The organism is Microvirga soli (assembly GCF_016734765.1).
GTDB classification, from domain to species: domain Bacteria; phylum Pseudomonadota; class Alphaproteobacteria; order Rhizobiales; family Beijerinckiaceae; genus Microvirga; species Microvirga soli.
Genome location: NZ_JAERQE010000017.1, coordinates 33942 through 47264 on the forward strand (window position 1 = coordinate 33942; position 13323 = coordinate 47264).

8 protein-coding genes are annotated in these 13323 nt (G+C 64.9%); 4 read left to right on the forward strand and 4 right to left on the reverse strand.

The window, feature by feature from the left end:
• Nucleotide 1 precedes the first annotated feature (1 nt).
• On the forward strand, nucleotides 2–1600 hold the full coding sequence (locus JKL45_RS15610; protein ID WP_201862434.1) for a gamma-glutamyltransferase family protein: 1599 nt from the start codon (nucleotides 2–4) through the stop codon (nucleotides 1598–1600).
• Here the strand turns inward: JKL45_RS15610 and JKL45_RS15615 are convergent.
• Together JKL45_RS15615 and JKL45_RS15620 are read right to left on the reverse strand one after the other, a co-directional pair.
• Nucleotides 1597–2613 carry a nickel/cobalt transporter gene (locus JKL45_RS15615; RefSeq protein WP_201862437.1) on the reverse strand — a complete coding sequence of 339 codons (1017 nt, stop codon included), beginning with the start codon at nucleotides 2611–2613 and terminating at the stop codon, nucleotides 1597–1599. The two genes, JKL45_RS15610 and JKL45_RS15615, sit on opposite strands and share 4 nt — an antisense overlap.
• Nucleotides 2604–3245, reverse strand: a complete 642-nt coding sequence (locus JKL45_RS15620) for a DUF1007 family protein (protein WP_201862439.1) — start codon at nucleotides 3243–3245, stop codon at nucleotides 2604–2606. Before JKL45_RS15620 ends, JKL45_RS15615 begins: the two co-directional genes overlap by 10 nt.
• 195 nt (nucleotides 3246–3440) lie before the next feature.
• Between JKL45_RS15620 and JKL45_RS15625 the strand changes: the two genes are divergently transcribed.
• Nucleotides 3441–6941, forward strand: coding sequence for an indolepyruvate ferredoxin oxidoreductase family protein (locus tag JKL45_RS15625; RefSeq protein ID WP_201862441.1), 3501 nt, complete (start codon nucleotides 3441–3443; stop codon nucleotides 6939–6941).
• Nucleotides 6942–7002: 61 nt separating this feature from the next.
• Here the strand turns inward: JKL45_RS15625 and JKL45_RS15630 are convergent, their stop codons facing one another.
• Nucleotides 7003–8208 (reverse strand): amino acid aminotransferase, encoded by a 1206-nt coding sequence (locus JKL45_RS15630; protein ID WP_246498569.1) that lies wholly within the window; start codon nucleotides 8206–8208, stop codon nucleotides 7003–7005.
• A gap of 97 nt (nucleotides 8209–8305) precedes the next feature.
• Nucleotides 8306–9013, reverse strand: coding sequence for a uracil-DNA glycosylase (gene ung / locus JKL45_RS15635; protein WP_201862443.1), 708 nt, complete (start codon nucleotides 9011–9013; stop codon nucleotides 8306–8308).
• 201 nt (nucleotides 9014–9214) lie between these two features.
• On the opposite strand from ung, the gene JKL45_RS15640 reads away from it, so the two are divergent.
• Nucleotides 9215–10726, forward strand: a complete 1512-nt coding sequence (locus JKL45_RS15640) for a bifunctional metallophosphatase/5'-nucleotidase (protein ID WP_246498570.1) — start codon at nucleotides 9215–9217, stop codon at nucleotides 10724–10726.
• Nucleotides 10727–11073: 347 nt separating this feature from the next.
• On the forward strand, nucleotides 11074–13281 hold the full coding sequence (locus JKL45_RS15645) for an HWE histidine kinase domain-containing protein (RefSeq protein WP_201862445.1): 2208 nt from the start codon (nucleotides 11074–11076) through the stop codon (nucleotides 13279–13281).
• Nucleotides 13282–13323 lie beyond the last annotated feature (42 nt).

The window sequence follows — 13323 nt, forward strand, 5'->3', positions numbered from 1 at the left end:
CATGCCCGAAACACCCGTCTTCTCAACAGCCGCCGTAGCGGCTCCCCACAGCCTTGCCTCCGAGGCCGGCCAGAACATCCTGGCTGCGGGCGGCAACGCCATCGAGGCCATGGTGGCCATGGCGGCCAGCATCGCGGTGGTCTATCCGCACATGAACGGCATCGGCGGTGACGGGTTCTGGCTCGTGCGCGAGCCGAAGGGGCGCATCCATGCCCTCGACGCCTCGGGGCCGGCCGGTTCGCTCGCAACCATCAAGAGCTACCGGGACAAGGGCTATGATGCCATTCCGCCGCGCGGACCGGATTCGGCCCTCACCGTGGCCGGCGCGGTCAGCGGATGGGGGCTGGCCCTGGAACTCTCCAAGGCGCTCGGCGGGCGGATGCCGCTCGATCTTCTGTTGGGCGATGCCATCCGCCATGCCCGTAACGGCTATCCGGTCTCCCGGTCCGAGGAGCGGTTCGTGACCGGCGAGGAGGCCGCCCTCTACGAGGTTCCCGGTTTTGCCGAGGCCTTCCTGGTTGAGGGTAAGAGGGCGCCGGAGGGCACGCAGAGGCTGACGCCTCGCCTCGCCGACACCCTGGAGCGGCTCGCCCATGCGGGCCTTGCCGATTTCTACCGGGGCGATGTGGGGCGGGAGATCGCCCTCGATCTGGAGCGGATCGACAGCCCCATCACCCGCAAGGATCTGGAGACCTATCGCGCCCGCGTGGTGGAGCCTCTGTCGGTCCGGCTGAAGAGTTCCACAGTCTTTAACCTGCCGCCGCCGAGCCAGGGGCTGGCCACCCTGCTGATCCTCGGCATGGTCGAGCGCCTCAAGGGGCTCCGGGCCGAGACGCCGGAGCATCATCACGCGCTCATCGAGGCCGCAAAGCGCGCCTTCGCCGTCCGAGACCGGGTGGTCGCGGACCCGCGCAACGTCACCCACGACCCGGCCTCCTTCCTGACGCTCCAGGCGCTGGAAAGGGAGGCTGCCATCATCGACATGAGGCGGGCGGCATCCTTTCCCCTGCCGCGCCCCATCGACGGGGACACGATCTGGATGGGGGCCATCGACCGTGACGGGCTCGCCGTGTCCTACATCCAGTCCGTGTTTTGGGCCTATGGCTCCGGCTGCCTGCTCCCTGCGACGGGCGTCCTCTGGCACAATCGCGGCACGGCGTTCTCGCTCGATCCTGCCAGCCGCAACCGGCTGGAGCCCGGCCATCGGCCGCTCCATTCCCTCAATCCGGCCATGGCCGTGTTCGACGATGGACGGGTCCTGTCCTTCGGGGCGATGGGCGGCGAGACCCAGCCCCAGTTCCTCAGCCAGATTTTTTCACGCTACGCAGAGGCCGGCATGGGTCTGGCGGGCGCGGTGGAAGCGCCTCGCTGGCTGCTCGATGCGAAACCGCGTGAGCGCGAGGCCGTGCTGAAGGTGGAGAGCCATTTCGATCCCGGCCTGATCCGTGGCCTGTCCCGACTCGGCCATCGGATCGAGGAGATGGACGAGGCCTATTCCGGCCGCTTCGGCCATGCTGGCATGCTGGTGAAGCACCCGCGCAACGGCAGAGTCGAAGCCGTGCACGATCCGCGCTCAGATGGTGGTGCGCTGGGCCTCTAGCCCGCTGCCCAAAGGCCGTAGAGAAGGCTCACGCCCAGGACCAGCACGAAGGCGGCGGCGAGAAGCTCCAGTGCGGCGATGGCGATGGCCCCCGAAGCGCCGCGCCCGCCGGCGAGCCGCAAGGCCATGGCCTTGAAGAACACCGCGAGCGCCGCGATGGCGCTGGTGGTGAGCGCGGTGCCGAGCGCCATGGCGAAGGTGGCCGCGATGCCGGCGGCAAACAGGCCCTGCGACAGGGCAAAGACCAGGACGATGAGGGCGCCCGCGCAGGGGCGGATACCGGCGGCAATCGCCACACCTGCCATGTCGCGCCAGCGGGTGAGGCGGCTGAGTTCCTCCGGCGGCGGCAGGTGGGCGTGATCGCAACTCTCCTGCACCGGGGCGAAGGGATTACGGGCCAGCGCCATGACGCCCAGAGCCTTGCCGGCCTTGCGCCAGGTGATGACGGCGCCGAGAAGGGCCACAGCGATGAAGCTCGCCACTTCGACGTTCAGGGCGAGCTTGTTCATGGTGGAGGCGGTGGCGCGCAGCACGAGGCTGACCAGTGTCACGATGCCGATGGCGACCAGCGCCTGCACGAGGGCGGCCGCCAGGCTCAAGAGGAAGCCCTTGCGGAGAGCCTTTTCGTCGGCGACCAGATAGGCCGAGATCACGCCCTTGCCGTGGCCAGGGCCGGCTGCGTGGAAGACACCATAGGCAAAGCCGACGAGCAGAAGCGGGAGAAAGGCGGAGCCGTTTTCCTTCAGCTCCCGCACGCTGTCCCTCAGGCTCGCGTAGAAGTCGGATTGAACGGACAGGATCCAGACGCCAATGCTCCCGGAGGGCGTTGCTTCCCGCAGGCCCATGCCGAACGGATTGCGCGGCGGGGGCTTGCCGATGGGCCCGAGCCACAGGCCGATCAGTCCCATCGCGGCCGCCACGACGAAGATGGCGATGAGCATGACGCCGATCCGCCGCGACAGCGGCGTGCGATCAGCGCCAGGAAGGGCAGGGGCGTCGGCGGTCAGGGACATGCGATGATGGCCCTGTTGGAGTACTCGATGCCGATATCCTGCGGCTGGATGGCGCCCTCATCCTGCAGGATCTGCTGCATGGTGGAATCCAGGGGCTTCGCCTTGGCGATGCTGGTCATGCAGCCCTGAGGCGCATTGGCCAGCGAGATGGCCGCTTGGCCTTCCGTCAGGCTGAAATAGACGAAGAAGGTCGGATCCTCGATCTCCACCGAGACCGCTCCCGTGGGGGCCACCGGCGCCTTGAGCGGCAGGAGGAACGACATGGACACTTGCGTTTTCTCCATGGTCATCCGGGCCTCCCGCGGCGGGTCGAAGGTCTGCGGCTTGCCCCGCGCCTTCAGCACGGTGAAATAGTCGAACTCGTTGAGGGAAGCCGCGTTCTCATCAGCAAGTTCCTGCAGCTCTTCCGGGGCCAGCTTGCCGTCGTTGTTCTTGTCCAGCCCTTGCGTGACATAGGCCGTGTAGGCCTCGTCGAAGGTCCAGTGATGGCGAACACCCGTCACCTTGCCGTCAGGGGCGAAAACGATTTCCGCCTTGGCCGTGACCCACACATGCGGATGCGCGAGCACCGGTGAGGACAGGCCGACACCCAAGGCCGTCAGGGCGGATTTCAGACCGAGATGGCGTGTCATGTGGTGACCCTGGAACAGCGACGCTCCCGGCGAAGGCCGGTCATGAGATGCGATATGATCGTTGTATGGTTAACAGAGGCGAAACGAAGGCGTTGATTGACGGGCTCGGGCATATATGTCAGCATTACTGACATATTCCAAACAACAAGACCGGATTACCGGCAGCGGGGCCAAGCCCCAGGAGGAAAACGGATCATGGCCGAAGGTTCTGTTGCGCTTCGTCAGGTAACGCTCGACGACAAGTACGATCTGTCGAAGGATCACGTTTTCATTACCGGAACGCAGGCCGTCATCCGTATGCTGCTGATGCAGCGCGAGCGCGACCGGCTCGCGGGCCTCAACACGGCCGGTCTCGTGTCCGGCTATCGCGGTTCCCCCATCGGCGGCCTCGACCAGAACCTGTGGCGTGCCCGCAAATGGCTGGACCAGTCCAACATCGTCTTTCAGCCCGGCCTCAACGAGGAACTTGCCGCCACCGCCATCTGGGGCGCCCAGCAGGCGGAGGTTCGCGGCGAGGGCAAGTATGACGGCGTCTTCGGCCTCTGGTACGGCAAGGGCCCCGGCGTCGACCGTTCCGGCGACGTGTTCCGTCATGCCAACATGGCCGGCTCCTCGCAACATGGGGGCGTGCTCGCTCTCATGGGCGACGATCACACGGCCGAATCCTCCACCGTCGCGCACCAGTCCGAGTTCCACTTCGTCGACGTGATGATGCCGATCCTGAATCCGGCAGGCGTTCAGGAGATCCTCGATTACGGCCTCTACGGCTATGCCATGAGCCGCTTTTCCGGCACGTGGGTCGCCTTCAAATGCGTCAAGGACAACATCGAATCGACCTCTTCCGTCGATGCGTCCCTCGACCGCGTGAAGATCATCATTCCTGACGATTTCACGATGCCGCCGGGCGGCCTCAACATCCGCAACCGCGACGGCGTGCTCGACCAGGAGGCGCGGCTTCAGGACTTCAAGCGCGACGCCATGCTGGCCTTCGTGCGCGCCAACAACCTCAACCGCATCGTTCTCTCCGGCGGCCGCAACCCGAAGATCGGCATCATCACGGTCGGCAAGTCCTATCTCGATGTGCGCCAGGCGCTGGATGAGCTCGGCCTCGACGAGGTGAAGGCCAACGACATGGGCCTGCGCCTCTACAAGGTTGCCTGCCCGTGGCCGCTGTCGCAGCGCGAGCTGGTGGATTTCGCGCGCGGGCTCGACAAGGTGATCGTCGTCGAGGAGAAGCGCTCCCTCATCGAGGTGCAGCTGCGCGAGGAGCTTTACGGCACGGCCAACCAGCCGGTCTGCATCGGCAAGAAGGACGAGGAGGGAAGCTGGCTCTTCCCGGTTAAGGGCGCGCTCGATCCCAATGATATCGCCATCGCTATCGGCGAGCGTCTGCTGGCCTACCACAACAACGATGATCTGCGCGGCCGCGTGGCACGGCTTCGCCATGCGCAGGAGGTGCTCATCGCCACCAGCGACGTCGCGACCCGTACGCCGCATTTCTGCGCCGGCTGTCCGCACAACTCCTCCACGAAGGTGCCTGAGGGTATGCGCGCCTATGCGGGCATCGGCTGCCACTACATGGTGCAGTGGATGGACCGCTCGACGGAAGGCTTCACCCAGATGGGTGGCGAGGGCGCCAACTGGATCGGCGAGTCGCCGTTCTCCAAGCGCGGCCACGTGTTCCAGAACCTAGGCGACGGCACCTATAACCATTCGGGCGTGCTGGCCCTGCGCTGGTCGATCCACACCAAGACCAACGTCACCTACAAGATCCTCTTCAACGACGCGGTCGCCATGACCGGCGGGCAGAAACACGAAGGCGGGCTCACCGTCGATATGATCGCCCGTCAGGTGCGCGAGGAAGGCGTCGAGCGCGTCGCCCTCGTGACCGACGAGCCGCACAAGTACCCGAAGGAGATCCGCTGGCCGGCCGGCATGACGATCCATCATCGCAGCGAGCTGGAATCCGTGCAGCGCCAGCTCGCGGACGTGCCCGGCGTGTCGGTGATGATCTACGACCAGACCTGCGCGTCGGAGAAGCGCCGACGCCGCAAGCGCGGCGAGTTCCCGGATCCGGACAAGCGCGTCATCATCAACGATCTCGTGTGCGAGGCCTGCGGCGATTGCTCGGTGCAGTCCAACTGCGTGGCGGTGCAGCCGGTTGAAACGGAGTTCGGCCGCAAGCGCCAGATCGACCAGTCGAACTGCAACAAGGACTTCTCCTGCGTGAACGGCTTCTGCCCGTCCTTCGTGACGGTGCATGGCGCCAAGGTGAAGAAGGCCGTGCCGGAGACCGTCTCGACGGAGGGCGTGTCGTTCAAGCTGCTGCCCGATCCGGCGATCCCCGCCATCAACCGCACCTTCAACGTCATCGTGACGGGCGTAGGCGGCACCGGCGTCGTCACCATCGGGGCGATCCTCGGCATGGCGGCGCATCTTGAGGGCAAGGGCCTCGGCATGATCGACATGGCCGGCCTCGCCCAGAAGGGCGGCGCGGTCTACAGCCATGTGCGCCTTGCCAACAACCAGGACGACATTCATGCCATCCGCGTGAGCGCGGATTCGGCCCATCTCGTGCTCGGCTGCGATCTCGTGGTGACCGGCACCAAGAAGGTGCTGGCCGCCGTGAAGCAGGGCCAGACGGCGCTCGTGGTGAACACCGCCGAGGTGATGCCGGGCGATTTCACCCGCAACGCTGATTTCTCCCTGCCGACGGAGCGTCTGAAGCGGGCGATCAAGTCGGCGGCAGGTGCCGAGGGCGTGTCCTTCGTCGACGCCACGGCGGTTGCCACCGCGCTTCTCGGCAATGCAATCGCGGCCAACATGTTCATGCTGGGCTATGCCTACCAGACCGGCCGCGTTCCGCTCTCGGGCGCTGCCATCGAGAAGGCCATCGAGCTCAATGGTGAGGCGGTGAAGATGAATCTCGCCGCCTTCACCTGGGGCCGCCGCGCGGCGGCCGAGCCGGAACTGATCGCATCGGTCATCGGCGAGATGAAGGCCCCGACGGAATCACGCAAGCTGTCCGAGACTCTTGACGAGGTGATCGAGCGGCGTGTCGGCTTCCTGTCCAGCTATCAGAGCCGGCGTTATGCGCGGCGCTACAGCACCCTGGTCGAGCGCGTCCGCGCGGCGGAGGACAAGGCCGTTTCGGGCTCGACCGCGCTCACCGACGCAGTGGCGCGCTCGCTGTTCAAGCTCATGGCCTACAAGGACGAGTACGAGGTGGCGCGTCTCTATACGAACGGCCATTTCGAAAAACAAGTCGCGTCAGCCTTCGAGGGCGAGAACCTGCGTTACGAGTTCCACATGGCGCCGCCTGTGCTTGCCAAGAAGGATCCGGTCACCGGCCTTCCGCGCAAGATGAGCTTCGGGCCGTGGATGCTGAAAGCCATGGGCGTTCTTGCGAAGTTCAAGGCGCTACGTGGCACGCCGCTCGACGTCTTCGGCTACACCCACGAGCGACGCACCGAGCGCGGTCTCATCCGCGAGTTCGAGGGGCGGATCGACGAGATCGTGACGAAGCTTAATGCCGGCAACCATGCGATAGCGATTGCGCTCGCCAGCATCCCGCAGAAGATCCGCGGCTTCGGCCACATCAAGGAGCGGAACTTGAAAGCCGCCAAGGCGGAGGAAGCCGATCTGCTGGCCAAGTTCCGCGCGGACACCCAGCCGATGGCGGTTGCGGCGGAGTAACCCAACAAGCGTCATCCCGGATCGGCTGCGCCGTCCGGGATGACTGCTCCACAATTAGGCTTCAGCCCCGCGCCTGGCTGACTTCCACGAAGCTTTTCGCCACCTTCGGCACGTTCGCCTCGTTCAGCCCCGCCACGCACATGCGTCCCGATCCCACGAGATAAACTCCATCCCGCTCGCGCAGGGTCGTGACCTGCTGCTCGTTCAACCCCGTGTAGCTGAACATGCCGCGCTGGTTCGTGAGGAAGCTCACATCGATCTCGTTCGACAGGGAGCGGATCTGCTTGGCGAGGAGCTTGCGCATGGAATCCATGCGGGTGCGCATGGTCTCGACCTCGCGGGTCCATTGGGCACGCAGGTCGTCATTGCCGAGCACCGTTGCGACAAGCAGGCCGGCGGTCATCGGCGGGCTCGAGTAGCTGCGGCGTACGGCGAGCTTAAGCTGCCCGAGCACGCGTTCAGCCTCGTCATGATCGCGGCACACGACGCTCAAGCCCCCGCAGCGCTCGCCATAGAGCGAAAAGTTCTTCGAGAAGGAATTGGCTACAAGGCAGCTGGCTCGTTCCGCATAGCGGCGCACGAAGGCTGCATCCTCGTCGAGGCTGGCGCCGAAGCCCTGATAGGCCATGTCGAACACCACGATGTGGCCCTTGGCCACCAGCACGTCGGTGACGGCCGCCTGCTGCCGCTCGTCGAGGTCGACGCCGGTGGGGTTGTGGCAGACGGGCTGGATCACCACGATGGACCCGGCTTCCGCGGCCTCAAGAGCCTGCACCATGCCGTCGAAATCAACCGAGCGGCTGGCCCGGTTCCAATAAGGGTAGGTTGCCGTCTTGAAGCCGGCCCGCTGGAACAGACCGTGATGGTTATCCCAGGTCGGATCGCTGACGAGAATGGTCCGGCCAAGCGTATGCTTGGCGAGGAAGTCGGCCGCAATGCCCACCGCGCCCGTGCCGCCGAGGGTCTGGATCGTCGCGATGCGCTTGTCGGCAAGAGCCGGATGCTTATCGCCGAAGATCAGCTTCTGCACGCCCTCGCGGTAGCCCGCATGGCCTTCCATCGGCAGGTAGGGACGCTCCGCGAAGCCGTTGCGCTCATAGGCGGCCCGAACCGAGCCCAGCACGGGAAGGCGTCCCTGCTCGTCGGTATAGACGCCGATGCTGAGATTGACCTTCTCGGGGCGCGGATCGGTCTTGAAGCTGTCGTTGAGGGAGAGGATCGGGTCGCCCGCGAAGGCTTCGACCTGTCCGAACAGGGATTCCGTCATGCTGATCTCCAAGCCTGTCGCGGCAGCGCGGCCGCAGATTGCCTGCCGCGAGACCTAGCCCTTGAGGACGCCTCTCGGCAAGGTGCTTCGTGGGCTCTCAAGCATCCAGCCGCCAATCGATGGGTTCGAGGCCTTTCTCTACGAGCCAGGCATTGGCACGGCTGAAGGGCTTGGTGCCGCGGAAGTCGTTGAGGCGGTTGAGCGGAGAGGGGTGTCCGGCCTCGATCACGAGATGCTTCGCCCTGTCCACGAGCGTCGCACGCTTGCGGGCAGGACCGCCCCAGAGCAGGAACACGACGGCGGGCTGCTGCTGCGAGATGGCGGCAATCGCCTGATCGACCAGGGCCGACCAGCCGAATTTCATATGGGCTCCCGATTGGCCGGCCTCCACCGTCAGCGCCGTGTTGATGAGGAGCACGCCCTGCCGGGCCCATTTCGAGAGGTCGCCCGATGTGGGCATCGGGGCGTCCAGATCCTCGGCCATCTCGCGCAGGATCGTCCTTAAGGAAGCGGGCAGCCGCCGGGAGCCGCGATAGGAGAACGCGAGACCATGGGAATCACCCGGTGTGGGATAGGGGTCTTGACCGAGAACGACCACCTTGACCTTCTCCAGAGGCGTGAGGCTGACGCTGGTGAACACGGCCTCCGGTGGCGGCAGCACCTGAGCGCCGGAAGCGATCACCGCATCGACCTTGGCGGCTACGGCTTCGGCGCTGCCATCCTGGAAGAAGGGCAGCCTGCGCCACCCTTGGGTGTCAGGCTTGCCGCGGAACTCGGCGAGAGCTTGGCTGATGGGGCCGGGCATGGAGAGATTAGGCCTTTCTTCTGAAGTCAAAGGGCCGACGCTGCGCCGGCTAAGGGTATCTGGCGGAACAGGTCAAAAGGACATCGGGAATGCCGCTGATTGAGGCGCCGAGAATGTCGACAGGATGTTACTTCTGTGACACGTTTCCGGTCTAGGCTCCACGCCTCTCACTGTGGATCCAACCTGCTACGAGGACCTTGTATGATGCTTCAGAGCCGCCCCTCCGCCGCCCTGCGCGCCGGCTTTTTTGGACTATCCCTGCTGCTGTCGGGCACAGCCCTGGCGCAGGAGGCCGTGACGATCCGCTTCGTCCATACCAACGACATCGATCGCATGAGCGCCGAGAAGGGCCGCGGCGGCTTCGCCCGCCTGGCGACGGTGGTCAGGGAGGAGAAGGCGAAGGGCAATGCCTTCTTCATCCATGCGGGCGATACGATCTCCCCCTCGCTTCTCTCAGGCTTCGACAAGGGAGCCCACATCATCGACATCCTGAACCGCATGGGCGTCGACGCCATGGCGCCGGGCAACCATGAATTCGATCTCGGCGACGCGGCCTTCCGCGACCGTATGGCCGAGGCCAAGTTCGACGTGCTGGCCACCAATATCGTCGACGGCAACGGCCTGCCGGCCAACACCAAAGCCGACAAGATGGTCGAGGTTCAGGGGGTGAAGATCGGATTCTTCGGCCTCACCACCGAGACGACGCCGATCGAGTCGAGCCCCGGCACCATCAAGTTCTCCTCCACCATCGACACGGCCCGCGCGAAGGCCAAGGAACTGCGCGAGAAGGGCGCCGACATAGTCGTTGCCGTTGCTCACACGCCCCTGACAGTCGACATGATCATTGCCCGCTCCGCCGGCGTGGACGTGATCATCGGCGGCCATGACGAGCACCTGCTCGCCTTCTATGACGGCAAGGTGGTCCTGTCGGAGGCCGAGTCCCAGGCCAACTTCGTCAACGTCGTCGAACTCGCCGTGACCAAGGCGACGAAGGACGGCAAGACCACCGTGTCCTGGTCGCCGAACTTCCGCATCGTCGACACGGTCAGCGTGAAGCCCGATCCCGACATCGAGGCCGTGGTGAAGGGCTACGAGGACAAGCTCTCCAAGGAACTCGACGTCGAGATCGGCGTCACGGAGACCGCCCTCGACAGCCGCCGCGCCACCGTGCGCGGAGGTGAGGCCGCCATGGGCAACCTGATTGCCGATGCCATGAAGGCCGCAGTCGGCGCCGACGTCGCCATCACCAATGGCGGCGGCATCCGGGCGGACAAGCAGTACCAGGCCGGCCAGAAGCTGACCCGGCGCGACATCCTGTCCGAAATGCCGTTCGGCAACACCACCGTGCTGCTCGAAGTTACCGGCGCGCAGATCAAGGATGCGCTCGAGAATGGCGTGAGTCAGGTGCGCGAACTCGGCGGCCGCTTCCCGCAGGTCTCCGGCATTGTAGCTGAGGTCGATGTGAAGGAACCCGTCGGCAGCCGCGTGAAGTCGGTCAAGATCAACGGCCAGCCGCTTGACCCGGCCAAGATCTACAAGCTCGCCACCAATGATTTCGTGGGTCGCGGTGGCGATGGCTATCGTTCGTTCATCGGCGTCAAGTCACTCGTCGATACATCTGCCAGCCAGCTCATGGCAAGCCAGGTGATCGACTACGTGGCCAAGGCCGGCAAGGTCTCTCCGAAGGTCGAAGGCCGCGTCGTCCTGCGCTGATCCAAAATAATTGATCTATCCTGGCGCCGGGACCTGCATGGGTCCCGGCGTTTTTCATGGCCTAAAGCATCGGACCCAAAAGTGGATTTGCACTTTTGGGATCCATCCGATGCTTTCTTCTTGAGTGAGAGCATCGTTGAGCGCGGAAAACAAGATCCACTTTTCCGCACGATGCTCTAATAGAACCGGCGCGACATCCGGGCGGATCCTTTTCACGCGGGAGGCAAGATAGGTCGCAGCCCCCTGGTCAACGGGACAGCGAGACGTAAATTCCCACTCCATCAATGGCCGTTGCTGTGCCACCCTGCCCATGCAACGCCCAACCTCACACAACAAAGCGGCCCTCTTTGCAGTTTCAGACGCCCTCCGAATCAATCAGCCTGTCGCAGAAGCGGCGCAGGCGCTCCCGTGCGCGTGGGCGGCTGACCCTCGTCATGGGGCTGTTCGGCGTTGCCTTCATCCTCCTGACCTTCGGCTACATCGCCTGGGAGCAGCGCAATCGTCTCATCCAGCGCAACGAGGATGACCTTCGCAACGCCGCCTTCTTTCTGGCCGATCACACCGCGAGGCTCATGGAGGTCACGGACCTAACCTTGAAGCAGACCACGGCGCTCATGCAGAGGCAGAGCTGGGATCAGGTGGAAGCATCGCAGCCTCTCTGGCAGCAGATCCGCGCCGTCCAGGAAGCGCTGCCTTACATCGATGGGGTCTGGCTCAACGATCCGAGCGGACGCCTTCGGCTGACTTCCGCTCAGTTTCCAGCCCCGGAATCGAACGTCTCCGGACGGGACGCTTTCACCGCGCAGGTGAACGCAGATCAGGGCCTGTTCGTCGGCGAACCGATCCTCGGGAGCGTCACGAAGATCCCAACCTTCATGATCAGCCGCCGCCTGCAGGACGGCGATGGCGCGTTCGAGGGCATTGCCTCGGTCACGGTGCGCCTGACCTATTTCTACGATTACTGGTCCAAGCTGCGGTTGCCCCGCGGCAGCCGGGTGGTGCTCATGCGCGGCTCGGACGCGGAGGTCATCGCCCAACATCCGCCACCGCCGGACGGGCTGTCATTCGCCCCCATCGATAAATCCGCTTTCGATGCGGCTGTGCGCACCACCACCCAGGCTGGCCTCTATTCCTTCATCAGCATGGGCCGCGAGCGCGCGGGAGCCTACCGGCAGGTCGGCGCGATGCCGCTCTACATCAACGTCAGCATGCCCCAGGATGCCTATTGGACGCCGTGGTTCGTTCAGACGCGGCTCTATGGCGCCTTTGCCCTGGTGGCTCTTCTGGCTCTGCTGGCTCTCACGACCCTGGCCTCACAGCAGTTCCATGAGCAGGCGGCGAATGAGGCTCTGCTCGAGAAGCAGGTTGCCCTGCGCACCAAGGAGCTGCGGACCGAGACGTCGGCCCTGGAGGTTCTCAACCGGACAGGCAGCGTCCTTGCGGCGGAACTCGACCTGGACCGCATCATCGAAAGCGTCGTCGATGCCGGTGTCGAGCTGACCGAAGCGCAGGCAGGAGCTTTCTTCTGTGGGGCCGCTCAGGATGGGAAAGAACACTACGGCAAGTTCGCTTCCCCAGGCTTCGATGAAGCCTTCGCGGCCCTCGACATCCGGGCCATCTGTGCGCCGGCTTTTACGGAAGGCAGAATTGTCCGACTGGACAACATTGCCGTTGAGCAGGGCTATGACGGCACGCCTTTCACGGCGGACGCGACCCTGGACCGCCCCGTGCTTCGCAGCCTCATGGCGGTTCCCGTGCTGCTGCGGAATGGCGAGACCCACGGCGTTCTCGTCTTCGGTCATCAGAGGCCTGGGGAGTTCACCCAGCGGTCCGAGCGCCTGCTGGCGGGCCTGACGTCACAGGCCGCCATCGCCCTCGAGAACAGCCGCCTGTATCGCGATGCCCAGAGCGAGATCGAGGAGCGCAAGCAGGCCCAGACCCAGCAATCCCTGCTGATCCGCGAACTCCACCACCGGGTCAAGAATACCCTGGCCACGGTCCAGGCGGTGGTGGGCGCCACCGCGCGTTCCGCGTTGAACATCGACGATTTCTATCAGGCCTTCGTGGGGCGCATCATCTCGCTCGCCAACACCCACTCGCTGCTGACCGAGGCCGTCTGGCAGACGGCATCCTTGCGCGAGATCATGGAGAAGGAACTGCGCCCCTACAACGACGTGAGGGGCCTGCGGATTTCCCTGAATGGACCCTCGGTCGAGCTGCCGTCCGACGCGGCCGTGCCCATCGGCATGGCGATCCACGAGCTCACCACCAACGCGGCCAAGTACGGTGCCTTGTCGGTGCCCCGGGGCAGGGTGTCCGTCTCCTGGGAGGCGGAAGCAACTGACGAGGGCACGCGGCTCAAGCTGGTCTGGGAGGAAACCGGGGGCCCCGAGGTTTCTGCCCCGACACGCCAGGGCTTCGGTTCGCGCCTGCTGCACCGGGTGCTGGCGACGCAGCTGAATGCCAAGGTGGATATGGATTTCCGTCCCGAGGGTCTGCGGGTCGCGCTCGAGACCATTCTCAAGCACGAACCCAACAAGGGCCCGGCGCTCTGAGAGGCGTTTGGTTTCTGCAAACGCGGCTTGCGGCTACGCGCA

Coding starts and splice junctions, on each gene's coding strand:
- JKL45_RS15610 (WP_201862434.1), top strand. CDS start 2: ATGCCCGAAACACCCGTCTTCTCAACAGCCGCCGTAGCGGCTCCCCAC.
- JKL45_RS15615 (WP_201862437.1), bottom strand. CDS start 2,613: ATGTCCCTGACCGCCGACGCCCCTGCCCTTCCTGGCGCTGATCGCACG.
- JKL45_RS15620 (WP_201862439.1), bottom strand. CDS start 3,245: ATGACACGCCATCTCGGTCTGAAATCCGCCCTGACGGCCTTGGGTGTC.
- JKL45_RS15625 (WP_201862441.1), top strand. CDS start 3,441: ATGGCCGAAGGTTCTGTTGCGCTTCGTCAGGTAACGCTCGACGACAAG.
- JKL45_RS15630 (WP_246498569.1), bottom strand. CDS start 8,208: ATGACGGAATCCCTGTTCGGACAGGTCGAAGCCTTCGCGGGCGACCCG.
- ung (WP_201862443.1), bottom strand. CDS start 9,013: ATGCCCGGCCCCATCAGCCAAGCTCTCGCCGAGTTCCGCGGCAAGCCT.
- JKL45_RS15640 (WP_246498570.1), top strand. CDS start 9,215: ATGATGCTTCAGAGCCGCCCCTCCGCCGCCCTGCGCGCCGGCTTTTTT.